Below are 25,696 nucleotides of genomic sequence, written 5' to 3'. Positions count from 1 at the left end.
GCCGGCGGGCGGCCGCGGCTCCCCGGCGGCAGATCGCGCCGCTCCCCGCGCCCCTGAGCGAGCAGCCCGCACCGACGTTTTCAAGAGCAAGGAGTCCCGACCGTGACCGAGCACGTCGAGTGGAGTGAGCCGGAGGCCGTGGCCGCACCGGCGAGCGCCGCCGTCACGCCCGCCGACGCCGCCGACGCGGCGCGGCTTGTCGCCTTCGGCCTCCAGCCCAAGCTCCAGCCCGCCCGCGACCAGGAGTACGCGGACCTGCTGCGCCGCTACCGCGAGGACCCGCCGTTCGCACGGCTCGCCGACGCCGTCGCCACCGGCCTCGGACTGATCGTGCTGGAAGTGTCCCCGCGCGCGGGCATGGCCGTCACCGCGGCCGAGGACTCCGTCTTCGCGGTCCGCATGGGCGACTACGCGCGCCGCACCTCCGCCGACGGCGGCGACCGGTTCCTGCACGGGCTCGCCCACCTCGCCGTCGCCGCCATGGCCTTCCCCCGCCCCGAGGACCTCGCCGACGACGGCTACATCGGACGCGTCACGGTCAACGGCGTCGACGCCTTCGTCCGCCAGGCCTGCAACCGTCTCGAGCAGCGGGCCGCGGAGCAGGGCGAGAACACCGACCCGGCCAGCGACGCCCCCGGTCTCGAGGCCGCCTGGCGGATCTGGGCCAGGCGCAGCGCGACCGGCGCCACCAAGGACGCACGCCGGCTCGCCGGCTCCACCACCGGCATCGTCGCCAAGGCCGTCACCTTCCTCACCGACTCCGGCTTCCTGCAGCGCACCGGCGACGACAACGGCGGCACCTACCGCACCACGGCCCGCTACCAGCTCCAGGTGCGCGACCTGGCGGGCGGCGCCGCCATGGCCGAACTGCTGGAGCTGGGCGTCGTTCCCGTCACCGACGGCACCCCCACCCTGCTACCGCCCGAGGACACCGACGACCTCGAACTGGTCGCCGACGCCGGCCTGCCGTTCCACTCCGCCTGAACCCCCACCTCACACAGCCTCACGAGAGTCCGCCATGTACGAGCTGTCCCGGGTCCGCCTCTACTCCATCGGGCCGGCCGGTGCGCGCTACGCCGACACCGTGCTCGACCTGCGCGGCGTCGGCGGAGCAGTGCCCGACCCCGCCCCCACCCAGGCGGAGTTCTTCGAGGAGGAGCCCGTCGGCCCGCCGCGCCGGCCCGCGCCCGCCGGGGTGCTCTTCCTGGAGAACGGCGGCGGCAAGTCGGTCCTGCTGAAGCTGATCTTCTCCGTGATGCTCCCGGGCCACCGCAACACCCTCGGCGGCGCCAGCAGCGGCGTGCTGCGCAAGTTCCTGCTCGCCGACGACTGCGGCCATGTGGCGCTGGAATGGCAGCACGTGCAGACCGGGGAGTGCGTCGTCGTCGGCAAGGTCAGCGAGTGGCGGGGCCGTCAGGTCTCCAACGACCCGAGGAAGTTCGCCGAGGCCTGGTACTCCTTCCGCCCCGGCCCCGGCCTCAGCCTCGACAACCTCCCCGTCGCCGAGTCCACGGCCGTGCGCCCGCCCGGCGAGGGCCAGTCGGGCGCACGGGGACGCCGCCGCACCATGAAGGGCTTCCGGGACGCCCTCACCGAGGCCGGCAAGACGTACCCGCACCTGGAGGTGCACTGGGAGGAGATCCACGAGCGCTGGACCGAACACCTCGGCGACCTCGGACTCGACCCCGAACTCTTCCGCTACCAGCGGGAGATGAACGCCGACGAGGGCGAGGCCGCCGGTCTCTTCGCGGTGAAGAAGGACTCCGACTTCACCGACCTGCTGCTGCGAGCCGTCACCGACACCCGGGACACCGACGGACTCGCCGACCTGGTCAGCGGCTTCGGCAACAAGCTGGGCCGGCGCGCCGAGCTGATCGCCGAACGGGAATTCACCGCCGGCTCGGCCGATCTCCTCGGCCGGATCGTCGAGGCCGCCGACGCGCGCACCCGCGCGCGGGAGATCCACACCGCCGCCGAGCGCCGCACCCGCACCCTGGCCCGCCGACTCTCCGCACGCGGCGCGCAGGAACGCGTCCGCGCCGCCGACCTGGCCGGGCGGGTCACCGCCGCCGCGTACGCCGTCACCCACGCCGAGTCGGCCCGTGAGCACAGCGCGCTGATCTCCGCGGAACTCGCCTACCGCCACGCCTCCCTGGCGCTCGCCGCCGCCGAGAAGTCCGCCGCCGCCCAGAAACGCGAACTCGCCGACGCGCGCACGCTGTACTCGGCCTGGCAGGCCGCCGAGTCCGCGCTGCGCCACCGCGCCGCCGCCGACCGGGTCACACGGGTGTCCGCCGCCATCCAGGAGGCAGAGCGGGACGCGGCCCCCGCGCTGGCCGCGCGGGCCAAGGCCGCCGTCGACCTGGTGCGGGCCCTGCACGCGGCCGCGCAGAACGCCGAGAACCTCGCCAACGAGGAGGAGGAGCGGTCCGCCGCCCTCCAAGAGGTCAGCGAGACCGCCTATCGCGACTCCACCGCCGCCGCCACCGAGGCACAACGGGCCCGCAGCGAGATCGGGCACCTGCGGCAGCGGCTCACCGAGGTCGAACAGGAGACCGCCGAGGCGGTCCGGGCTGGCTGGCTCGACGACAGTGCCCCCGACGCCGACCCCGCCCGGGCCGCCCTCGCCGCGAGCGACGCGGAGAAGACGGCGGTCGCCGCCTGGGACACCGCCCGCGAGGCATCCCGCCGGGCCACCGAGCACGCGCGCGAGGCGGCCGCCGCCGAAAGCCGCGCGGAACTCACCGCGGCCCGCGCGGCGGACGCCGCCACGGCGGCCGAGCGCGCCCACGAGGGCGAGCGCCGCACCGCCGAGGCGCTCGCCGCCGAGGAGCGGCTGGCCGAACTGCTGAGCCTGCCGGGAACCTCCGGCGAAAAGCGCGCCGGCGTGCCGGGCCCCCGCACCGGCGGGGACCACGTGGCCGGCGGGGCGGCAGGCAACCGGCGCACGGCGGCCGGGAGTGACGGCACGGCGCCCGCGCATCCCCTCGGCGACGGCACCCTGACCGCCGAGGAACTCGACCGGTTCGCCGACGACCTGCGTGAACTGCTGGACGACGCCGTCTCCTCCGCCGAACGGCAGCTGTTCGACCTGCGGACCGCCGCGGCCGACGACTCCCGCATCCTCGGCGCCCTCGGTGACGGCGGGCTGCTGCCACCCGGACCGGACGTGCTGGCGACCGTCGAGTTCCTCGGCGAACACGGCATCCCGGCACTCCCCGGGTGGCGCTACCTCGCGCAGGCTGTCGACCCCGCCGACCACGCGCGGGTCCTGGCCGCCCGCCCCGAGCTGGTCGACGGCGTCATCATCACCGACCCGGGCTCCCACCTGCGCGCCCGCGAGGCGCTGAGCGACGCCGCCCTGCTGCCCCGGTCCGCCGTCGCCGTCGGCACGGCCGCCGCACTGCTCGCCCCCACCCCGGCGCCCGGCACGGACACCGGTGACGTCTTCCTCGTGCCGCCGAACCCGGCCATGCACGACGAGCACGCCGCCGACGAGGAACGGCAGGCACTGCGCGCGCGGGCGACCGAGCGGGACGAGGAGATCCGCGCGCTCGCCGCCCGGCTCGGCAAGGACCGGGAACTGGCCGCCCGGCTCTCCTCCTGGCGCACCGGCTGTCCCGCCGGACGGCTCACCGAGCTGGCCGGTACCGCGCGGGAGGCGCGGGCGTTCGCCGAGGAGGCCGAGGGCGAGCTGGCCGAGGCACGCACCGTCCGTGCGGAGGCCGAGGAGGCCGCCGCCGAGGCCGCCCAGGTCCGTGACGAGCGGCAGGATGCCGCGCAGAAGGCCCGGCGCGCGGCCGACGCCCTCGCCGGGCTCGCCTCCCGGCTGCGCGAACGGGCCGGCTGGCAGGTCAAACTGCGCGAACTGGCCGACGACGCGGCCGAGGCGGAAGCCCGCGCCCAGGCCTGCCTGGAGCGAGCGCGCGCCGCCGACGAGGACCGGCGTGGCGCCCAGCGTGCCGCCGACGACGCCCGGCGCACCGCGCGTGCGCTGCGCGCCGAGCGCTCCGAGATCGCGGGCGCCCCCGACGACGTACCCGAGGACGGCACCGGAACGCCGCAGGCGTCCCTGCCCGCCCTGCGTGAGGCGTACCGGGCCGCGTCCCAGCTGTACGAGAAGGTAGGCGTCGGCGCCGATCTGCGTGCCGAACAGGCCCGAGCGGAGAGCGACGAGAGCGCGGCCCGCGCCGAACTGGACCGGCTCAGCAACAAGGTCCGCACCCGCGCGGAACAGTTGCTCCAGTCACCCGACGGTTCCGACGGGCCCAGCCGGCAGGCCGCCGCCGTCCGGGCCGAGGAACTGGTGCAGCTGCTGGAAACCCGAATGTCCAGCGCGAGCGAACAGCTCGGGCGGCTGCGCGGCGAGGCCGAGCGGCTCGCACCCGAGGACGGGGAGGCGCACACCGAGCTCCCCGAGGAGCTGGTGCCGCGCGACGCCGAGCACGCACAAGCCCTTCTGCGCACCGCCACGACCGAACTCGCCTCCCGCAACGAGGCGTTGCACCAGGCGCGGGAGGCCCACGCCGAACTGCTCGACGCCCACCGCGCCGCCGAGGACGCGGCCGGCGGCTTCGACGAGATCGCCGCCATGCTCCGCGACCTGCTGCGCGAACACGCCCCCGAGGAGGAGCAGGAGCGGCCCGAGCCCTACCCGGGCACTCTGGACGAGGCCCGGCAGTCCGCCGCCGAGGCCCGCCGTTCGCTGCGCGGCTGCGCCGCCGACCTGTCCGCCGCCGAGTCCTCCGTGCGCGAGGCGAGCGACATCCTCGTGCGGCACGCCAACTCCACGCGCTACGAACAGGTCCGCACCCCCGCGCGCCAGCAGATCCGCGAACTGCCCGCCTCCGCGCTGCCCGAGCACGCCCAGAAGTGGGCGGACGCCTTCGCCCCCCGGCTGCGGGTACTCACCGACGAGTTGGAACAGCTGGAGCGCAACCGCGACTCGATCGTGGACCGGCTGCGGGGCCTGGTCGAGTCCGCCCTCGCCACTCTGCGTTCGGCGCAGCGGCTGTCCCGGCTGCCCGAAGGCCTCGGCGAGTGGTCGGGGCAGGAGTTCCTGCGCATCCGCTTCGAGGAACCCGACCAGGCCACCCTCACCGAGCGCCTCGGCGAGGTCATCGACGAGGCGACCCGAGCGGCCGTGAAGAAGAACTCCGATCTGCGGCGCGACGGCATGTCCCTGCTGATGCGCGGAGTCGCCGCGGCCCTCCAGCCGAAGGGCGTCGCCGTCGAGATCCTCAAGCCCGACGCGGTGCTGCGCGCCGAGCGGGTGCCCGTCGGCCAGATGGGCGACGTCTTCTCCGGCGGCCAGCTGCTCACCGCGGCCATCGCCCTGTACTGCACGATGGCCGCCCTGCGCTCCAACGACCGGGGCCGGGACAAGCACCGGCACGCCGGAACCCTGTTCCTGGACAATCCCATCGGCCGCGCCAACGCCACCTACCTGCTGGAGCTGCAACGTGCGGTCGCCGATGCGCTCGGCGTGCAGCTGCTGTACACCACCGGCCTGTTCGACACGACGGCACTCGCGGAGTTCCCGCTGGTCATCCGGTTGCGCAACGACGCCGACCTGCGGGCCGGCCTGAAGTACATCAGCGTGGAGGAACATCTGAGGCCCGGGCTTCCCCAGCAGGACCCGGCGGAGGAGGCGCACAGCGAGATCACCGCGACCCGCATGTTCAAGCGGCCCGCCCCGGCGGGTGGCTGATCAGGCGTCTTCGCCGGCCGCGGCTCAAAGGCCGTAGCCCATGCGCCGGGACAGCTCGGCCGCCGCCGTCGCCGTCCGGCTGCCCAACTCGGGCAGCCGGTCCGCGTTCAGCCGGTACACCGGACCCGAGACACTGAGCGCCGCGATCACCGTGCCGTCGTGCGCGCGGACCGGTGCCGCGACGGCCGCGAGTCCCGGTTCCAGCTCCTCCAGCGTGGCGGCGAATCCCCGCTCGATCACCGTCTCCAGCTCACCGCGCAGCGCCGACGCCCCGGTGATCGTGTGTTCCGTGAACCGGTGCAGCGGACGGGAGAGGTGACCTTCTCGAAGGACGGGTGTCATGTGGGTCAGAAACACCTTCCCTCCGGCGGTGGCGTGCAGGGGAGTGCGTCTGCCCAGCCAGTTCTGCGCCGTGACCGCCGCCGTGCCGCGGGCCTGCATGATGTTGACGGCGGCGTCGTCGTCCAGCACCGCTATGTTCACCGTCTCGCCCAGCTCGTCGGCGAGTTCCCGGCACACCGGGACGCCCTCCTGCGAGATGTCCAGCCGCACCGCCGCCGCCCCCGCGAGGCGCAGCACGCCGGCCCCCAGGTAGTACTTTCCACGGTCCTTGGCCTGGGCCACGAGCCCCCGGTTCTCGAGGACACCGAGCAGCCGGAAGGCCGTGGACTTGTGCACGCCCAGTTCACCGGCGATCTCGGTGACGCCCGCCTCGCCGTGCCGGGCGAGGATCTCCAGCACGCTCACAGCACGGTCCACCGACTGCACGGCACTCGTCGCGCCCGTACCGCTCCGCCCGGGCTGTTGCTGCGCGCGGGTCATGGCTCGGCTCACCGTCCGTCGGTCCGGTCCGGGCCGTTGCCTCTCGACCTCGATGCGGCGCCCACCCGCCCGGTAACTGTTGCGCAGGACGCGTGGTGGTGCGCCCTACGAGACATCATGGTACCGAGGGCCCCGACGGTGTCAGGAGTGCGACAACTGACCGGCTCCACCGCGTCGGCGTATTCGGGCCTGCGCCCGCTGGGCGGAGCGCTCCTGACGACGGGCGCGGCGCCGCTCGCGCCGCAGGGCCCGCGCGGTACTGCTGGGTGCGGACACCACGCCATTGCGCTGGTTCCAGACCTGGCGGGTCACCCACACGTCCAGCGCCGCCCAGGTGGCCAGGATCGTACTGGCGACGCTGCTGATGACCATGGGGAACGCCAGCCACGACTCCGCCAGCGTGCACAGGAAGGCGACCATGGCCTGAATCAGCGTTATCGCGATGATGAGCACCGCCCGTACGGCAGTCGTCCGCACCGGATCCGGCAACCGGCGCCGCCGAGCCGGCTCCTCGACCCACAGTGGCCGGTAGGTGGCCGGGTCGCGGGCGTCCACGGACCCGCCACTGCCCTGCGGGGTCGTCCGCTGCCCGCCGCCGGGCCGCCCCTCGTGCTCCGTCCCGCGCCCGGTCGCCGCGGCGCCGCGTCCGTCGGCCGCCCCGCGTTCGTCCGCGGCTCCGCCGCGCCCGCGCGGCCCGGCATCCTGCCGCTTCGTCATCTGCGCCGCCGCGCCGCCCTCGGGCGCCTCGCGCCGCTCCGCCGTGCCCATCAACGTGTCACTCCCCACCGCCGGCAGACCGCCCGCTCGTGTCCAAAGACCCGGTTGTCCAGTGGCTGCCCGGCTTGCGCTCTTCTACGCCGCCCGAGTGCGGGACACGGCTCCTGTGGCCGATTCCGCCCCCATTTCCCACAGAGAAGGACGAACGGCGCGTCCCGAAGATTCCCGAGTGGGAAGGATTCCGGCCAACCGTTCCCGCTCTTACGGGAGATGGGCACGTGGCGAGTGCCCCGGATTCCGGGAGGCAATCTCCCGCAATGGCCGGACAACTCACCATCCCCCGCCGTCGGCGCGGAACTGCAGGTTCCGGACGGCTCTTCGAGTTCACCCCGGCTCGGTAGTAGGCTCGCGCCGTTTGTTGACGCACATGTGTACCCCCGGTCGGTCGGGGGCCGAGCTGGGGGAGGCCATGCGCTTTCGCGGGAAGTCCATCCGCCGGAAGATCGTGGCGCTGCTTCTCGTGCCGCTGTTGTCCCTGACGACGATCTGGGCCTTCACCACGGCGATCACGGGCCGCGAGGCAAGCCATCTGTTCGACGTGTCGTCGGTGATGGAGGAGGTCGGCTACCCCGTCGAGGACACCGTCCGCGTCCTGCAGCAGGAGCGTCGGCAGACCCTCGTCTATCTCGCGGATCCCCGTGCCTCCGACGGACTCGCCGCACTGCGCCGCAGCCGCGCCGCCACCGACAAGGCCGTCGACAGCGTGCGTACGAACGCCGCGCATTCCGACGTGCACGAGGCCATGCACGGCGACTCCAGCGAGCTGACCGCCGTGCTGGACTCCTTCGACGGCATCGAGTCCCTGCGCCGCAGCGTCGAGGACGGCACCGTCAACCGCTTGCAGGCCCTCGACCTCTACAACCGGCTGATCGACCCGTGCTACGTCCTGCTGGCCGATCTCCACGTGATCGAAGACGTCGAGCTCGACAAGCAGTACCGCGCCCTCGTGAGCCTCGCCCGCGCACGCGAACTGCTCGCCCGCCAGGACGCCCTGCTCGGCTCCGCCCTGATCGTCGGCAAGCTGTCCCGTGCCGAACTGCGGGACATCTCCGACCTCGTGGCGCAGCGCACGCTGATGTACGACGCCGGTCTGCCGCAGTTGCCCGCGGCCGAGCGCGACCGCTACGAGAGCTTCTGGAAGAACGCCACGTCCGCTCCGCTGCGCGTGGGCGAAGAGGCCGCGATCTCCTCCGGCACCGGGCCGCCCCGCGGGATCACCGCGAAGAGCTGGGACATCGCCGCCGGCAATGTGCTCGCCGAGCTCGGCACCCTCAACGACCAGGCCACCGACCGCTACCAGGACCGCGTCCGCCCCGTCGCCATGGGCGTCATCGCCCAGGCCGTCATCGCCGGCATCCTCGGACTGGTCGCCCTCCTGGTCTCCCTCTTCCTCTCCGTCCGCGTCGGCCGCGGGCTCATCCGCGACCTGCGGCAGCTGCGCCTTGAGGCCCACGAGGCGTCCGGCGTGCGGCTGCCCAGTGTGATGCGCCGCCTCTCGGCGGGCGAACAGGTCGACGTCGAGACCGAGGTTCCGCTCCTGGAGTACGACAAGAACGAGATGGGAGAGGTCGGCCAGGCCCTCAACACCCTCCAGCGCGCCGCCGTGGAGGCCGCCGTCAAACAGGCCGAACTGCGCGCCGGCGTCTCCGAGGTGTTCGTCAATCTCGCCCGCCGCAGCCAGGTCCTGCTGCACAAGCAGCTGACCCTGCTGGACACCATGGAGCGCAGGACCGAGGACACCGAGGAACTGGCCGACCTGTTCCGACTGGACCACCTGACCACCCGTATGCGCCGGCACGCCGAAGGTCTGGTGATCCTCTCCGGCGCCGCCCCCTCCCGGCAGTGGCGCAAGCCCGTCCAGCTCATGGATGTCGTACGCGCCTCCGTCGCCGAGGTCGAGGACTACGAGCGGGTCGAGGTCCGCCGGCTGCCGAGGGTCGCCGTCACCGGACCGGCCGTCGCCGACCTCACCCATCTCGTGGCAGAACTGCTGGAGAACGCCACGGTGTTCTCCCCGCCGCACACCGCCGTCCAGGTCCTGGGCGAGCGCGTGGCCAACGGCTTCACCCTGGAGATCCACGACCGCGGGCTCGGCATGGCGGCCGACGCACTCCTGGACGCCAACCTCAGGCTCGCCGAGACCCCGGAGTTCGAGCTCTCCGACACGGACCGGCTCGGACTGTTCGTGGTCAGCCGTCTCGCCCAGCGCCAGAACGTCCGGGTCTCCCTGCAGCCCTCCCCGTACGGCGGCACCACGGCGGTCGTGTTCATCCCCGACGCCCTGCTCACGGACGACGTTCCGGACACCAACGGCATCGGCTTCCGCCTCGACCGCCCCCGGCGCCCCAAGGACCGGGAACCGGAGGACAGCCGCCGTGCCGCGCTGTCCCAGGTGCCCGTACAGCTGCCCCGGCTGCCCGCCTCGCTGCTGGACGGGCCGGTCGAACTGGAAGCCCCCGTCGACCTGGACGCCCTCGACGGCTTCCCCGGCGCACTCGGCGACGAGGACGGTGGGCGCGGCGGCCTCTTCCGCCCCCGCCGCTCCCTCACCGGCACCAGGGACGAGCGGTCCGGCCGCGGGCCCGAGCCTCATCAGCAGACCCCCGACAACCGTGAGGACACGGACCCGCAGGCGGACGACCGGATGAGTGCCCCGGTCCCGCTGGCCCGCAGGGGTACGCCCAAGCTGGTCAGCTCCCACGGGCGCCCGGTGCGTGACCAGCGCACGCGCGGGGAGGGGACGGACGAGGAGGACACGACCACCTCGTCGGCCCGCCCCGAGCCGGAAGCAGCGGCGCCGCTGCCGACTCGCCGCCGCGGGGAGGATTCCGCAGGACGCCGGGGCACCGGCCGTCCGGGGTCGGAGGCGCTGTCGCCGCTCCCCGCCCGCCGCCGAGCCGAACGGCTCTCCGCCGACCGGGAGCGCGAACAGCAGGACGCGGAGACACCCCCGCCGCTGCCCGCCCGCCGCCGGAGCCCTGCCCCCTCCCGCCCCGGGAGCGGCGCAGTGGAGCGGAACGACGCTCCCGCACCCCCCGGGCCCGTGGGCGACGATCGGCCGGATCCGCCTGCCGGACTGCCCCAGCGCGTCCGCCGCCCCGCGATCACGGCGGGTGGCCCCGACGACTCCCCGCCGGCCACGGACGGGCCGGACGCCGGCACCGCGCAGCCCGGCGGCGGATCGCTGCCGCGGCGCGTACGGCAGGCCAGCCTCGCCCCGCAGCTCAAGCGCGGTGTCGAACGGCGGAACGAGGACAGGGCCCTGCCCGTTGAACGGGACGCCGACGAAGTACGCAACCGCATGGCCTCGCTCCAGCGCGGCTGGCAGCGCGGCCGTGAGGAGAACGCCGCAGGCGACGACGCCGACAGCGGCACAGCACCACGACGAACGACAGAGGGGGACGGTCGATGACCGCACCGAAGGCCACCGGCCACAGCACGACCGACAAGGGGGAGCTGAACTGGCTCCTCGACGATCTCGTGGATCGCGTCGCCAGCATCCGCAAGGCGGTCGTGCTCTCCGGTGACGGCCTGGCCACGGGCGCGTCGAAGGACCTGACCCGGGAGGACAGCGAGCATCTGGCGGCCGTCGCCTCCGGCTTCCACAGTCTCGCCAAGGGCGTGGGCCGCCATTTCGAGGCCGGCGAGGTCCGTCAGACCGTCGTGGAACTCGACGAGGCGTTCCTGTTCGTCACCGCCGCCGGCGACGGCAGCTGCCTCGCCGTCCTGGCGGACGCCGACTCGGACGTCGGGCAGGTCGCCTACGAGATGACGCTGCTCGTGAAGCGGGTCGGTGTGCATCTGGGTGCCGCTCCGCGCACCGATGTGCCATCGGGCGGGTAGTGGGGTGACATGAGCGCTGACGGTCAGGGTGGAAACCACTGGTTCGACGACGAGGCCGGACCGGTCGTGCGCCCGTATGCCATGACGCGGGGCCGCACCACCAGTGCGGCCCAGCACCGCCTCGACCTGATCGCTGTGGTCGTCACGGAACCGCACGCGGACGATCCCGAGGCGGACCCCACGCTCTCCCCGGAGCACGTGGACATCGTCGAACTGTGCCGTGACGTCCCGCAGACGGTCGCCGAACTCGCCGCCGAACTCGACCTGCCGATCGGAGTGGTCCGGGTCCTCGTCGGAGATCTCGTGGACAGCGAATTCGTCCATGTGAACCGGCCCGTACCCCCGGCGGAACTGCCGGACGAGAGTATTCTGCGCGACGTGATCAACGGCCTCCGGGCGCTGTGACCGGCGCGGAAGCGGGGTACTGACGTGACAGGCTGGCAGTTCTGGGTCGACCGAGGCGGCACCTTCACCGACATCGTCGCGCGGCGCCCCGACGGCCGCCTGCTCACCCACAAGGTGCTGTCCGACCATCCGGCTCCGGACCGCTCCCGGCTGCCCGCGAGCCGGGGGGCCGTCGGCACCGACGCGGCGGTCGTGGGCGTCCGTGAGCTGCTGGCCGGATCCGACGCCCCCGTCGACACCGTGCGCATGGGGACCACCGTCGCCACCAACGCCCTCCTCGAGCGCAAGGGCGAGCGCACCCTGCTGGTCGTCACCCGCGGCTTCCGTGACGCCCTGCGCATCGCCTACCAGAACCGCCCCCGCATCTTCGCCCGCCGCATCGAACTGCCCGAGCTGCTGTACGAACGCGTCGTCGAGGTGGACGAACGCATCGCCGCCGACGGCACCGTCCTGCGCGCCCCGGACCTCGACGCCCTCACCGGGCCGCTGCGGCAGGCCCACGACGACGGGATCCGGGCCGTCGCCGTGGTCTGCGTGCACAGCCATCTCCACCCCGCTCACGAACAGGCGGTCGGGGAACTCGCCGCCTGCATCGGCTTCCCGCAGATCTCGCTGTCCAGCGAAGTCAGCCCTCTGATGAAGCTGGTCCCGCGCGGGGACACCGCCGTCGTCGACGCCTACCTCTCGCCCGTGCTGCGCCGCCACGTCCGGCATGTCGCGGACGCACTCGAAGGCGTACGGCTGATGTTCATGCAGTCCAACGGCGGTCTCGCCGAGGCCGGGCAGTTCCGCGGCAAGGACGCCATCCTCTCGGGACCGGCCGGCGGCATCGTCGGCATGGCCCGCATGTCGCAGCTCGCCGGATTCGACCGCGTCATCGGCTTCGACATGGGCGGCACCTCCACCGACGTCTCACACTTCGCGGGCGAGTACGAACGCGTCTTCACCACCCGGATCGCCGGAGTCCGGCTGCGCGCGCCCATGCTGGACATCCACACCGTCGCCGCCGGCGGAGGCTCGGTCCTCCACTTCGACGGCTCCCGCTACCGCGTGGGACCGGACTCCGCCGGCGCGGACCCGGGCCCCGCCTGCTACCGCCGCGGCGGCCCCCTCGCCGTCACCGACGCCAACGTCATGCTCGGCCGGATCCAGCCCGCCCACTTCCCCACGGTGTTCGGCCCGGACGGCGACCAGCCCCTGGACGCCGAACTCGTCCACGACCGCTTCGCCGTCCTCGCCCGCGAGATCCGCGAGCGGACGGGAGACGACCGCACCCCCGAGCAGGTCGCCGAGGGCTACCTGCAGATCGCCGTCGCCAACATCGCCGGAGCGGTCAAGCGGATCTCCGTACAAAAGGGCCACGACATCACCCGGTACGCCCTCACCACCTTCGGCGGAGCGGGCGGACAGCACGCCTGCATGGTCGCCGACTCCCTCGGCATCCGCACCGTCCTCGTCCCGCCCATGGCGGGCGTCCTGTCCGCGCTCGGCATCGGCCTCGCCGACACCACGGCCATGCGCGAGCGCTCCGTCGAGGCGCGTCTGGAGCCCGCCGCGATGCCCGGCGTCCACAAGAGGGCCGACGACCTGGAGACGGCGGCCCGCGCCGAACTCCTCGCCGAGGACGTCCCCGAGGAACGGATCGAGGTCACCCGTCGCGCCCAGCTCCGCTACGACGGCACCGACACCACCCTCACCGTCGAGCTGACCGACCCCGACACGATGCGGCGCACCTTCGAGGACCGTCATCGCGCCACGTACTCCTTCACGCTCGACCGCCCGATCGTCGTCGAAGCCCTCTCCGTCGAAGCCACCGGCATCACCGAACCCCCCGATCTCTCCGCCCTCGCTCCCTACGAAGGCACCCCAAGGCACAGCACCACCGCCCCGCAGACCGTCCGCCTCCATACCGGCGGCACCTGGCGCGAGGTACCCCTCCACCGCCGCGAAGACCTTCCCCCCGGCGAAACCGTCACCGGCCCGGCGATCATCACCGAATCCGGCGCGACGACCGTCGTCGACGACGGCTGGCGGGCCGCGGCGACCGACGACGGGCATCTGGTCATGGAACGCGTCGCGATCACGCAGAGTTCCGACGCCGACACGAAAGTCGACCCGGTTCGGCTCGAGGTCTTCAACAACCTCTTCATGTCCATCGCCGAACAAATGGGCGCCCGCCTCGAATCCACCGCCCAGTCCGTCAACATCAAGGAGCGCCTGGACTTCTCCTGCGCCCTCTTCGACCCCGACGGAAACCTGGTGGCCAACGCCCCGCACATCCCCGTCCACCTGGGATCGATGGGCACCAGCGTCAAGGAGGTCATCCGGCGGCGCGGCGCGGCCATGCGGCCGGGGGACACCTACGCCGTCAACGACCCGTACCACGGCGGTACCCATCTGCCCGACGTCACCGTGATCACCCCGGTCTTCGACACCGGACCCGGTGACGACACGGAGCGTGAGCGGCAGGTCCTCTTCTACGTCGCCTCACGCGGCCACCACGCCGAGATCGGCGGCATCGCCCCCGGCTCCATGCCGGCCGGCAGCCGCACCATCGACGAGGAGGGCGTCCTCTTCGACAACTGGCTGCTCACCGAGAACGGCCGCTTCCGTGAGGAGGAGACCCTCCGCCTCCTCACCGGGGCGCCCCATCCCTCCCGCAACCCGGCGACCAACCTGGCCGACCTGCGCGCCCAGATCGCCGCCAACCGCAAGGGCGTCGAGGAGGTCGGCCGCATGATCGCGAACTTCGGCCTCGACGTCGTCCAGGCCTACATGAAGCACGTCCAGGACAACGCCGAAGAGGCGGTGCGCCGGGTCATCGACGCCCTCGACGACGGCGAGTACGCCTACGAGACCGATGCGGGCGCCGTCATCCGCGTACGCGTGCGCGTGGACCGCCACGACCGCCGCGCGACCATCGACTTCACCGGCACGTCCGCACAGTTGCCCACCAATTTCAACGCCCCCTTCTCGGTCGTCAACGCGGCCGTCCTCTACGTCTTCCGCACCCTGGTCGCCGACGACATCCCGCTCAACGACGGCTGTCTGCGCCCGCTGAGGATCATCGTCCCGCCGGGCTCCATGCTGGCACCCGAGCCCCCGGCCGCCGTCGTCGCGGGCAACGTGGAGACGTCCCAGGCCGTCACCGGCGCCCTCTACGCGGCCCTCGGCGTCCAGGCGGAAGGCTCGGGCACCATGAACAACGTCACCTTCGGCAACGCACGCCACCAGTACTACGAGACGGTCGCCTCCGGCTCGGGTGCCGGAGACGGGTTCCCCGGCGCGTCGGCCGTGCAGACCCACATGACCAACTCGCGGCTCACCGACCCCGAGATCCTGGAGTGGCGACTGCCCGTCCGCCTCGAGGAGTTCGCGGTGCGCCGCGGCAGCGGCGGCGCCGGACGGTGGCGCGGCGGAGACGGGGCCGTGCGCCGCATCCGCTTCCTGGAGCCCATGACCGTCTCCACGCTGTCCCAGCACCGCAGGGTCCCCCCGTACGGGATGGCCGGCGGCGGACCGGGCGCGCGGGGCACCCACCGGATCGAACGCGCGGACGGCACGGTCACCGCGCTCGACGGAAGCGACTCCGCGGACGTCGGTCCCGGCGACGTGTTCGTCATCGAAACCCCCGGCGGCGGGGGATACGGCCCGCCGCCCGATTCCCATCAAGCAGGAGAAGAGATCGATGATCTTCGGGCGTTCTGAGCGCGGCAAGCCCCCGGTCGAGCCCGTCACGCTCAAGATCCTGGTGGCCGGTGGCTTCGGTGTGGGCAAGACCACGCTGGTCGGCGCGGTCAGCGAGATCCGACCGCTGCGCACCGAGGAACTCCTCACCGAGGCGGGGCGCCCGGTCGACGACACCAGCGGTGTGGAAGCGAAGAGCACCACCACCGTGGCCATGGACTTCGGCCGCATCACGCTCCGCGAGGACCTGGTGCTGTACCTCTTCGGCACGCCGGGCCAGGAGCGGTTCTGGTTCATGTGGGACGAACTGTCCGAGGGCGCCCTCGGGGCCGTCGTCCTCGCCGACACCCGGCGGCTGGAGGACTGCTTCGCGGCCATCGACTACTTCGAGCGGCGCTCCATACCCTTCCTCGTCGGCGTCAACTGCTTCGACGGAGCGGCGCGTTATCCCGAGGAGGACGTTCGCAGGGCCCTCGACCTCGACGACCACGTGCCGCTGGTGATGACCGACGCACGGGACCGCGAATCGGTCAAGGAAACCCTCATCGGCGTCGTCCAGCACGCCATGGCGCAGGCCGCCGAGCGCCGCCGGGCGGTCACCACCTGAGGCCACCCCGGGCCCGCGGCCCGTACTCCCGCCGACCGGAGTACGGGCCGCGGCGCACAGGGACCGCATCCGCTCAGCCGGCAGTGGCCGTCGCGCAGGGCAGGGTGCTTCCCCGGCGGAGCCCACTCCTGATAGATGCAGGAGACATGACACGACTCTCCACCACGGTACGCGGTCTGGTCACCGCCGTCGCCGCCCTGCTCACCGCGACCGCCGCGTCCGCCCCCGCCCAGGCAGAACCCGAGCCCCGAGCACCCCAGGACTTCGTGGCCCTGAACAGCGTGGACCCGACGATCATCCAGGAAATGCGGTACTTCACCCCGCACAACTTCGTGGGCGAGCGCATCGACGGCTATCGGCAGCCCCTGTGCCTCCTCACCCGCCCCGCCGCCCGGGCCCTGCACACCGCACAGCGGAAGCTGCTGCGCCAGGGCTACTCCCTGAAGGTGTACGACTGCTACCGGCCGCAGCGCGCGGTGGACCACTTCGTCCGCTGGGCCAAGGACCTCGACGACCAGGCCATGAAGACCGAGTTCTATCCGAACGTCGACAAGACCCGGCTGTTCGCCGACGGTTACATCGCGGAGAAATCCGGCCACAGCCGCGGCTCGACCGTGGACCTTACCCTCGTGAAACTCCCCGCGAGGCCGACCCGGCCGTACCACCCCGGACAACCCCTCAGCCCCTGCTTCGCCCCCAAGGACGAGCGGTTCCCCGACAACTCCGTCGACATGGGCACCGGGTACGACTGCTTCGACACCCTCAGCCACACCCTCGACCCCCGTGTCCAGGGCGAACAACGCGCCCACCGACTGCTGCTCAAGACCACCCTGGAGGACCTCGGCTACGTCAACCTCGCCGAGGAGTGGTGGCACTACACCTTCAAACCCGAGGCGTACCCGGACACCTACTTCGACTTCCCGGTGTCCCACGGGTCGCTCACCGGCCACCACTGAACGCCCTACCGGAGACGCCCCCCGAGTGATCGGATACAGTCGCGCGCGTGTCCGAAACTCAATCCTTGGTTCCCAACTCAACGCCGAACAGCCACTGTTCGAGCTGCGGCACGCCCTTCGGAGAGGGCGTCTCCGGTTGGCCGCGCACCTGCCCGGCCTGCGGCACCGTGGCCTACCGCAACCCGCTGCCGGTCGCGGTGGCCCTCCAGCCCGTGTACGACGCACAGGGCACCGCCCTGGTCGTCATCACCCGGACCATCGAGCCCGCGCGCGGGGGCACGGCCCTGCCCGGCGGATACATCGACGACCGGGAGGACTGGCGCCAGGCCGTCGTCCGTGAACTCAGGGAAGAGACCGGAATCGACGCGGCGAGCCGCGACGTCCGGCTCGCCGACGCCATGAGCTCACCCGACGGACACCTGCTGCTGTTCGGTCTCCTCCCGGAACGCCCGGCAGAGGACCTGCCGCCCTCCGCCCCCACCGACGAGACCTCGGGGCGGCACCTGCTGCGCCGCCCCGAGGAACTCGTGTTCCCCCTGCACACCCTGGCGGTACGGGCCTGGTTCGAGGGCCGTTACATCTGCCCCTGAGCGTGGCCCAGCCCGCGGACGCGCACCGGGCAGGGCGGCTCACCGACGCCGTCCCCGCACTCCCGCTCGACGACGATCCGCGGGCCCGACCACCGGACCGTGTAACGCTCGATCCCCGGCTCCTCCCACCCGTCGCCGGCATCCGGCACGACCAGCCCGCCCCCGGTCCGCCCCCGGCCGGGCGCCCACACCTCCAGCTCCGTACCGCCGTCCTCCCCCCGCACGGGAAGGACGGCGCCCGCGCGGGCGAACACCGGTATCCGCCCCAGGGGCGCGTCGACCAGCACCTGGCCCGGACCCTCGTACGCCCGCTCCGTCGCCGTGTCGTACCACCGCCCGCGCGGCAGCCGGACGGCCCGCCGCTCCGCACCCGGTTCCAGCACCGGCGCCACCAGCAGACAGTCGCCGAGCAGGAAGGCGTCCTCACAGTCGCGCACCGCGCGTTCCTCGGGCGCCGACCACCACAACGGCCGCACATACGGCGCCCCGGTACGCCGGGCAAGATACGCCAGTGTCACGAAGTACGGCAGCAGCCGCCGGCGTTCGGCGAACACCACGCGCGCGTGGTCCAGCACCTCGGCACCGAACTCCCACGGATCCCTTCCACCCGCACGCGGACCGGCGTGCGTACGGAACAACGGCAGATACGCCCCCAACTGGAGCCGGCGCAGATACAGCTCGGGCGACGACTCCCCGTTGAGCCCGCCGGCGTCCGGGCCCGAGTGGGGAACTCCGCACAGTCCGAGACCCAGTACCAGCGCCAGCGAGGCCCGCAGCCCGGCCCACCCCGTCACCGCCCCGCCCGACCACGCTCCGCCGTAACGCTGCATACCGGCCCACCCGGAGCGCGAGAACACGAACGGCCGCTCCTTGGGCGCCTGCTCGCGCAGCCCCTCGTACGCCGCCCCGGCCATGCACAAGCCGTACACGTTGTGCGCCTCACGATGGTCACCGCCCCGCCCGTCCAGAGCGTGCCGGGCCGACCGCGGCAGCGTCGGCTCCCCGAACGCCGTGAACGATGTGGGCTCGTCCAAGGTGTGCCAGAAACCGGCGAACCCCTGGGCCAGCCGCTCCGCGTACAACCCACCCCACCACTCCCGCACCCGCGGGTGCGTGAAGTCCGGAAACACCGCCTCCCCGGGCCACGAGACCCCCCGCACGACCTCCCCGGCGGCATCCCGCACGAACGCGTCCCGCCCCGCCCCCTCGTCGTACACGGGGGTGCCGGGCATCGCACCGACCGCCGGACCGACGACCGACACCAGCCGGATCCCCTCGCGCCGCAGCTCGTCCGCGAGGACCGGCAGCTTGGGGAACCGCTCCTGGTCGACGGTGAACACCCGACGGGAGTCGAAGTGGTCGACGCCCAGGTGCACGGCGTCGAGCGGCAGCCCGTGCTCGAGGTGGCCCGCGACGACCCGCCGTACCTCGTCCTCGCCGCCGAAACCCTCGCGCGCGTGCTGGTGACCGAGCGCCCACGCGGGCGGCAGCGCCGGCGCACCGGTGAGCGACGCCCAGGCGAGCAGCACGCGCGCGGGGGTGCCCACCATCACCCAGCAGCGCAACGGGCCGCCGTCCATCCGCAGCTCACTCGACCCGGCCCGGTCGTGCCCGGAACCGGCGCCTTCCTCACCCTCGCGCACCGTCACACTGCCGTCCCACGAGTTGTCGTGGAACACCAGATGCGTGCCCGCGTCGGCCACCACCGTCTGCACCGGCATCGTGATCGCGAGCGGATCGTCGCCGGGCCCGAAGGCACGGCCCGGGTCGGTGTTCCACAGCCGGTACGTACCATCCCGCAGCCGGGGACCCGACGCACGACCACCGAGGCCGAAGAAGCGGGCGTCCGCCGGCACCTCGGACCGCTGCATCCAGCGCGCGGCGCCACCGCCGACCGGCTCCCACCACCGCGGCGGCAGATCCCGCCGCAGCGACACACCCCCGGGGGTGAGGACCTCCACCGCGCCGAGCCGTGAGACGACGACCGTCATGCGCTCGGCCACCACACGCCAGCCACCGTCCTTGTCCGGCTCCAGCGCTGCCCGCGGATCCGGATCGGGGCATCGGCCCGCCAGCGCGTAGGACGGCTCGGGAGCCGCCCCGTCCCACCCCCAGAAGACGGCACCGTTCACCGCCACGAAGATCCGCAGATCCGAGCGGCTGAACCTGATCAGCCCGCCACCCGGCCCCGGCTCCACCTCCCGTACGGTCCCGGGCACACGGGCCCGTTCCGGCCCCCGCGGCGGCAGCCCGGTGGCGTCGGCCCGCCGCCTGCGCCACGCTGCTCGTACGGTACGCAACCCCTGAGCCGCCCCCACCGAACCGACCGCCTTTACAGAACGCACCAGGTCACGACCGTCCATGCTGCTCACCCTGCCATCGACAGCGCCCTCCGCGCGGGTCGTTCAACTGCCGTTCACCCGTGACCGGGCCACATCTTCACGGCACGGACTATGTGGGGGGCGCCCTGGTGTGGAAGTCGATCACGTGGCATCGTCCCTGTCAGCCGCGTCACGCGCACACCCCAGCTCGTGCGCGGAGGACGCACACGACGCGCACAGTCCGGGAGCCGCCCCATGTCGACCGTGAACCCCCAGCCGCTCTGGCAGCCGGATCCGGAACAGATCGCCCAGGCACGGATCACCAAGTTCCAGGCATGGGCCGCCGCACACCACGGCGCCCCCGCCGAGGGCGGCTACGCGGCGCTCCACCGCTGGTCGGTGGACGAGCTGGACACGTTCTGGAAAGCGGTCACGCAGTGGTTCGACGTCCGCTTCTCCACCCCCTACGCGCGCGTGCTGGGCGACCGCTCGATGCCCGGTGCCCAGTGGTTCCCCGGAGCGACCCTGAACTACGCGGAGCACGCCCTGCGCGCGGCGGCTTCCCGCGCGGACGAACCGGCTCTCCTGCACGTCGACGAGGCCCACGACCCGCATTCCGTCACCTGGGCCGAGCTGCGCCGCCAGGTCGGCTCCCTCGCAGCCCGACTGCGCGCCCTGGGCGTACGTCCGGGCGACCGCGTCAGCGGCTATCTCCCGAACATCCCGCAAGCCGTCGTCGCCCTCCTCGCCACGGCGGCCGTGGGCGGAGTGTGGACGTCCTGCGCACCCGACTTCGGTGCCCGCAGCGTCCTCGACCGCTTCCAGCAGGTCGAACCCGTCGTCCTGTTCACCGTCGACGGCTACCGCTACGGCGGCAAGGAGCACGACCGCCGCGACGTCGTCGCCGAACTCCGCCGCGAACTGCCCACCCTGCGCGCCGTCGTCCACATCCCCCTGCTCGGCACCGAGGCGCCCGACGACGCGCTGGACTGGTCCGCCCTCACCTCCGCGGACACGGAACCGGTCTTCGAGCAGGTGCCCTTCGACCACCCCCTGTGGGTGCTCTACTCCTCGGGCACCACCGGACTGCCCAAGGCGATCGTCCAGTCCCAGGGCGGCATCCTCGTCGAACACCTCAAGCAGCTCGGACTCCACTGCGACCTGGGTCCCGAGGACCGTTTCTTCTGGTACACCTCGACCGGCTGGATGATGTGGAACTTCCTCGTCTCCGGGCTCCTGACCGGAACGACGATCGTCCTGTACGACGGAAGCCCCGGCTACCCGGACACGGGCGCCCAGTGGCGGATCGCCGAACGCACCGGCGCCACCCTCTACGGCACCTCCGCCGCGTACGTCATGGCCTGCCGCAAGGCCGACGTGCACCCCTCGCGCGACTTCGACCTCTCCGCGGTCAAGTGCGTCGCGACCACCGGATCCCCCCTGCCCCCCGACGGCTTCCGATGGCTGCACGACGAGTTCGCCGACAGCGGGGCCGACCTGTGGATCGCCTCCGTCAGCGGCGGCACGGACGTGTGCTCCTGCTTCGCCGGAGCCGTACCGACCCTCCCGGTCCACATCGGCGAGCTCCAGGCACCCGGTCTGGGCACGAACCTGCAGTCCTGGGACCCCAGCGGCAGGCCCCTGACCGACGAGGTCGGCGAACTCGTGGTCACCAACCCGATGCCCTCCATGCCGATCCACTTCTGGAACGACCCCGACGGCAGCCGCTACCACGACAGCTACTTCGCCACCTATCCCGGCGTCTGGCGGCACGGCGACTGGATCACCATCACCTCCCGCGGCTCCGTCGTCATCCACGGCCGCTCCGACTCCACGCTCAACCGCCAGGGCGTCCGCATGGGATCGGCCGACATCTACGAAGCCGTCGAACGCCTCCCCGAGATCAGGGAATCCCTCGTCATCGGCGTCGAACAGCCCGACGGCGGCTACTGGATGCCGCTGTTCGTGCACCTGACACCCGGAGCCACTCTCGACGAGGACCTGCTCAGCCGTATCAAGCGGACCATCCGCGAGCAGCTCTCACCCCGCCACGTCCCCGACGAGATCATCGAAGTCCCCGGCGTCCCGCACACCCTCACCGGCAAGCGCATCGAGGTCCCGGTCAAGCGACTCCTCCAAGGCACCCCCCTGGAGAAGGCGGTCAACCCGGGATCCATCGACAACCTCGACCTGCTCGCCTTCTACGAGGACCTCGCCCGCAAGCGCGCCTGAGCCGGCCTTCCGGGTTCGCCATCGTCTCCTCCAGCCCCCATTGTCAGTGCCGCCGATTACTGTGAGTGAGCATTGATCGACTGTGCACAGGGGGAGACATGGCGTACACCGACCACCGAACCTTGCGACGCGTCCTGCGCCGCGAAATCGTCGGCACCATCGGCCTGCTGACCGACGACCACGACTTCCGCGCCATGCGGCGCTACGACAGCTTCGTCTTCGACGACCACACCACCTACCTCAACCACGTGGAAGCCGTCCTCAGGACGCGCGCACTGCAGGGCAGCCACACCACGGTCGCCCTCTTCGACCCCGAGGACTACGCCGACTTCTGCGCGAAGACGGGCCTCGACCCCGACAGTCACACCAGCCGCACACGGTTCACGGCCGCACTCGCGTCCACCGGCCCCACCGTCCCCTACGAGGGCCAACCGCTGGCCGACCTCCTGCCCACCCTCGTCGACGAGGCAGTCCGCCAGGCGACCTGGGAGTACGCGACCACGCTCCTCGCCCGCCTCGGCGCCTGCGCCTCCTGCGGCGAGGACCTGGGCCGCGCCGCCTTCGCCCGCGCCTCGCACCTCCTCGTCCGCATCCTCGACACGGCCCCACCCGGCGACCGGCACCTCGTGTGCAGCGTCTCCGGAACGGCCGAAACGCTCGTCGCCGTACTGCACGCCGACGACACCGCCGGCCGCTCGGAACTGGACGAGGCCGAGGCCCTCGAATTCACCACGGTCCTGGCCCTCGGCCTCGCCACCGGGAGCCCCGGCGGACTGGTCATGCGGATCAGCAAGCCCGGCACACCCGACCGGGTCCACGGCTGGCGACTGCGCGCCTACGGACTCGATCCCCTCACCGCCGGAGAGGTCTTCGACGCCTACTGCACCGACGCCGAATCCGGAGACCTCATCCCACCGGAGTCCAACGTCGACTACTGCGCGCCCCCCGACCTGGGAGAGGAGGGCCCGAGTCCGGCCCACCACCACTGAGCCGGACAGCGCACGAGGGGCGCCCCACCGCGGGTGGAGCGCCCCTCGGGGAAACCGACAGCCGACCGGCCGGTCCGGCTACTCGCCCGACAGCACCGCCTGAGCGGCGTTACGGGCATCCGCGGCACTGTCCGTCGCGCGGGCTGCCGCCGCGGCCCGCTCACACTGTGCCAGCGTGAACTTCGCCAGTGCCGCCCGTACATACGGAATGGACGCCGCACCCATGGAGAGGGAGGTGACACCCAGACCGGTCAGCACACACGCGAGCAGCGGGTCGGACGCGGCCTCACCGCAGACACCGCAGCTCTTGCCCTCGGCCTTCGCCGCCTCGGCGGACAGCGCGACCAGGTCGAGCAACGCGGGCTGCCACGGATCCTGCAGCCGGGAGACCGCGCCCACCTGACGGTCGGCGGCGAACGTGTACTGCGCGAGGTCGTTCGTGCCCAGCGACAGGAACTCAACCTCCTGCAGGACCGAGCGCGCCCGCAGGGCAGCCGACGGGATCTCGACCATCGCACCGAACTTCGCCCGCAGCCCCGCCTCCCGGCACGCGTCCGCGAAAGCCTTGGCGTCGGCCCGGTCCGCCACCATCGGGGCCATGACCTCGAGGTAGACGGGCAGCCCCTCGGCGGCCTTCGCCAGGGCCGTCAGCTGGGTACGCAGCACCGCGGGGTGGTCCAGCAGCGTGCGCAGACCGCGCACTCCCAGCGCCGGGTTCGGCTCGTCCGCCGGAGTGAGGAAGTCCAGCGGCTTGTCCGCACCGGCGTCCAGCACGCGCACGACGACCCGGCCCTCGGGGAACGCCTCGAGCACCTGACGGTAGGCCGCGACCTGCTTCTCCTCGGAAGGGGCCTTCTTGTTGTCGTCCAGGAAAAGGAACTCGGTCCGGAAGAGACCGACGCCCTCGGCGCCCGCCTCGACGGCGGCCGCCACATCTGCCGGTCCACCGATGTTGGCCAGCAGCGGCACCTTGTGACCGTCGGCGGTCGCACCGGGTCCGGTCGATGCCGCCAGCGCCGCCCTGCGCTCGGCCGCAGCCGCCTCGAGCTGCGACCTCTTCTGCTCGCTCGGGTCAACGAAGATCTCGCCGGTGCTGCCGTCGACCGCTATCAGCGTGCCCTCGGCGAGTTCGCCGGCACCCGGCAGGGCGACCACGGCCGGGACGCCGAGCGCACGGGCCAGGATGGCGCTGTGACTGGTGGGCCCGCCTTCCTCGGTCACGAAACCGAGCACCAGAGTCGGGTCGAGCAGTGCCGTGTCCGCGGGCGCGAGATCACGGGCCACGAGGACGTACGGCTCGTCGCTGTCCGGCACACCCGGCATCGGCACCCCGAGCAGCCGGGCGACGATACGGTTCCGCACGTCGTCGAGGTCGGCCACCCGGCCCGCGAGGTACTCACCCGCATTCGCCAGCAGCTCGCGGTACGCGGCGAACGCGTCGTACACCGCACGTTCGGCTGTGCTGCCGACAGCGATGCGCCGCTCGACGTCAGCCATCAGCTCGGGGTCCTGGGCCATCATGGCCTGCGCTTCGAGCACCGCCTGGGCCTCGCCCCCGGCGAGGTTGCCGCGGGCCATCAGATCGGCCGCCACAGCCTCCACGGCCTTGCGGGCGCGCCCCTGTTCACGCTCCGCCTCCTCCGTCGGGATCTGCTTGGCCGGCGGCTCGAGCACCGCCGTGCCCATGTGCCGAACCTCGCCGATCGCCACACCGTGGCTGACACCGACGCCTCGCAGCGTTGTCTCCATCTCACCCGTCTCCGGTAGAGCGGCGGGTCCAGCCGCCGCGTTGGTTGTCCTGGTGGCCGTCACGGACGGCGCCGCGTCACTTCCAGAGGAAGAGACTGTCGCCGGCCTTCACATCGCCGTCCTGACGAAGCTCGGAGAGAGCGTCCGCCGTGGCCTCCAGGGCCACGACCGGACAGACCGGGGACTTGCCGGCGGCCTCCACGGCGGCCGGGTCCCAGCGCACGATGCTCTGACCGCGCGTCACGGTGTCGCCCTTGTTGACGAGCAGCTCGAAGCCCTCGCCGTTGAGCTGCACGGTGTCGATACCGAGGTGGGTGAGCACGCCGTGTCCGCTCTCGTCGACGACGACGAACGCGTGCGGGTGCAGAGACACGATGACGCCGTCGACGGGGGAGACGGCCTCGGAGGGCTCCCGTACGGGGTCGATCGCGGTACCCGGGCCGACCATGGCGCCGGAGAACACGGGATCGGGCACGGACGTCAGTCCGATGGCTCGTCCTGCGAGCGGGGACGTCACGGTGGTCATGGGAAGCCTCCCAGGGGTGGAGATCTATACGGGCGCCGTCACTGCCTGTCTCCGGCGTGCTGTTCAGCAGGGTATGTCATGTGACGTACCGGTTCCGGGGGACAGGTCCAGATCCGCGGTCTAGACGAGAGGTCTAGACCACCCACCCTAATCGATTTGCACGTGGTCCGCGACCCCGTGTAGGGTTGTACCCCTGCCTGGGGATGAGGGACGCCGTCGAGTGTCTCCACCGGGCAGCAATCCAACTTGTCAGATCCTATCTCGGGGTCCCTTTCTGCGCGCCTGCAAGACGGTGGTCAGAGAGCCGGGAAAACCCTGATAAAGTCGGAGCCGCCGGAAAGGGAAACGCGAAAGCGGGAACCTGGAAAGCGCCGAGGAAATCGGGTCGGAAAGATCTGATAGAGTCGGAAACGCAAGACCGAAGGGAAGCGCCCGGAGGAAAGCCCGAGAGGGTGAGTACAAAGGAAGCGTCCGTTCCTTGA

The 25,696-nt window shown here is 72.3% G+C and carries 16 protein-coding genes; 11 read left to right on the top strand and 5 right to left on the bottom strand.

Annotated features, from left to right (window positions below; translation table 11 throughout):
* Positions 1 to 102: 102 nt before the first annotated feature.
* Together IE178_RS05330 and IE178_RS05325 are read left to right on the top strand one after the other, a co-directional pair.
* A complete protein-coding gene (locus tag IE178_RS05330) occupies positions 103 to 984 on the top strand; it encodes a hypothetical protein (RefSeq protein ID WP_184766359.1) in 882 nt (293 codons plus the stop codon).
* A gap of 34 nt (positions 985 to 1,018) precedes the next feature.
* Complete coding sequence (locus IE178_RS05325) at positions 1,019 to 5,710, top strand: hypothetical protein (RefSeq protein ID WP_193511488.1); 4,692 nt, start codon at positions 1,019 to 1,021, stop codon at positions 5,708 to 5,710.
* Positions 5,711 to 5,734: 24 nt separating this feature from the next.
* Here the strand turns inward: IE178_RS05325 and IE178_RS05320 are convergent, their stop codons facing one another.
* Both IE178_RS05320 and IE178_RS05315 read right to left on the bottom strand, forming a co-directional pair.
* The gene (locus IE178_RS05320; protein WP_193511487.1) at positions 5,735 to 6,532 is read right to left on the bottom strand and encodes an IclR family transcriptional regulator; all 798 of its coding nucleotides are present in this window, start codon (positions 6,530 to 6,532) and stop codon (positions 5,735 to 5,737) included.
* A 141-nt stretch (positions 6,533 to 6,673) separates the two neighbouring features.
* Positions 6,674 to 7,300, bottom strand: a complete 627-nt coding sequence (locus IE178_RS05315; protein WP_193511486.1) for a hypothetical protein — start codon at positions 7,298 to 7,300, stop codon at positions 6,674 to 6,676.
* A 418-nt stretch (positions 7,301 to 7,718) separates the two neighbouring features.
* Here IE178_RS05315 and IE178_RS05310 point away from each other — a divergent pair, with 418 nt between their 5' ends.
* From IE178_RS05310 to IE178_RS05280, 7 genes are all read left to right on the top strand, one after another.
* A complete protein-coding gene (locus tag IE178_RS05310) occupies positions 7,719 to 10,721 on the top strand; it encodes a sensor histidine kinase (protein WP_193511485.1) in 3,003 nt (1,000 codons plus the stop codon).
* Positions 10,718 to 11,152, top strand: a complete 435-nt coding sequence (locus IE178_RS05305; RefSeq protein WP_184766364.1) for a roadblock/LC7 domain-containing protein — start codon at positions 10,718 to 10,720, stop codon at positions 11,150 to 11,152. The genes IE178_RS05310 and IE178_RS05305 overlap by 4 nt, the downstream gene beginning before the upstream one ends.
* 9 nt (positions 11,153 to 11,161) lie before the next feature.
* Positions 11,162 to 11,557 (top strand): DUF742 domain-containing protein, encoded by a 396-nt coding sequence (locus tag IE178_RS05300; protein ID WP_184766365.1) that lies wholly within the window; start codon positions 11,162 to 11,164, stop codon positions 11,555 to 11,557.
* A gap of 24 nt (positions 11,558 to 11,581) precedes the next feature.
* Complete coding sequence (locus IE178_RS05295) at positions 11,582 to 15,265, top strand: hydantoinase B/oxoprolinase family protein (RefSeq protein WP_193511484.1); 3,684 nt, start codon at positions 11,582 to 11,584, stop codon at positions 15,263 to 15,265.
* The gene (locus IE178_RS05290) at positions 15,246 to 15,851 is read left to right on the top strand and encodes a GTP-binding protein (protein WP_184766367.1); all 606 of its coding nucleotides are present in this window, start codon (positions 15,246 to 15,248) and stop codon (positions 15,849 to 15,851) included. The genes IE178_RS05295 and IE178_RS05290 overlap by 20 nt, the downstream gene beginning before the upstream one ends.
* 146 nt (positions 15,852 to 15,997) lie before the next feature.
* A complete protein-coding gene (locus tag IE178_RS05285; RefSeq protein ID WP_193511483.1) occupies positions 15,998 to 16,807 on the top strand; it encodes a M15 family metallopeptidase in 810 nt (269 codons plus the stop codon).
* Positions 16,808 to 16,854: 47 nt separating this feature from the next.
* Positions 16,855 to 17,397, top strand: coding sequence for an NUDIX domain-containing protein (locus IE178_RS05280; RefSeq protein ID WP_193511482.1), 543 nt, complete (start codon positions 16,855 to 16,857; stop codon positions 17,395 to 17,397).
* Here IE178_RS05280 and IE178_RS05275 read toward each other — a convergent pair.
* The gene (locus tag IE178_RS05275; protein ID WP_193511481.1) at positions 17,382 to 19,760 is read right to left on the bottom strand and encodes a glycoside hydrolase family 31 protein; all 2,379 of its coding nucleotides are present in this window, start codon (positions 19,758 to 19,760) and stop codon (positions 17,382 to 17,384) included. The genes IE178_RS05280 and IE178_RS05275 overlap by 16 nt on opposite strands.
* Before the next feature lie 213 nt (positions 19,761 to 19,973).
* Between IE178_RS05275 and IE178_RS05270 the strand changes: the two genes are divergently transcribed.
* Both IE178_RS05270 and IE178_RS05265 read left to right on the top strand, forming a co-directional pair.
* Positions 19,974 to 21,950 (top strand): acetoacetate--CoA ligase, encoded by a 1,977-nt coding sequence (locus IE178_RS05270; protein WP_193511480.1) that lies wholly within the window; start codon positions 19,974 to 19,976, stop codon positions 21,948 to 21,950.
* A 98-nt stretch (positions 21,951 to 22,048) separates the two neighbouring features.
* Entirely contained in the window at positions 22,049 to 22,939 is an 891-nt protein-coding gene (locus IE178_RS05265; RefSeq protein WP_193511479.1) for a DUF8829 domain-containing protein, read from the top strand.
* Positions 22,940 to 23,017: 78 nt separating this feature from the next.
* Here IE178_RS05265 and ptsP read toward each other — a convergent pair whose 3' ends face one another.
* Positions 23,018 to 24,688: a phosphoenolpyruvate--protein phosphotransferase gene (ptsP, locus tag IE178_RS05260; RefSeq protein WP_193511478.1), complete on the bottom strand. Its 1,671-nt coding sequence runs from the start codon at positions 24,686 to 24,688 to the stop codon at positions 23,018 to 23,020.
* 76 nt (positions 24,689 to 24,764) lie between these two features.
* Positions 24,765 to 25,214, bottom strand: a complete 450-nt coding sequence (locus IE178_RS05255) for a PTS sugar transporter subunit IIA (protein WP_184766374.1) — start codon at positions 25,212 to 25,214, stop codon at positions 24,765 to 24,767.
* Positions 25,215 to 25,696 lie beyond the last annotated feature (482 nt).

This window comes from Streptomyces griseoloalbus, from assembly GCA_014650015.1.
Taxonomy (GTDB): domain Bacteria; phylum Actinomycetota; class Actinomycetes; order Streptomycetales; family Streptomycetaceae; genus Streptomyces; species Streptomyces griseoloalbus.
Note: the sequence above shows the minus strand (reverse complement) of the source record. Positions and strands in the feature narration are given on the sequence as shown.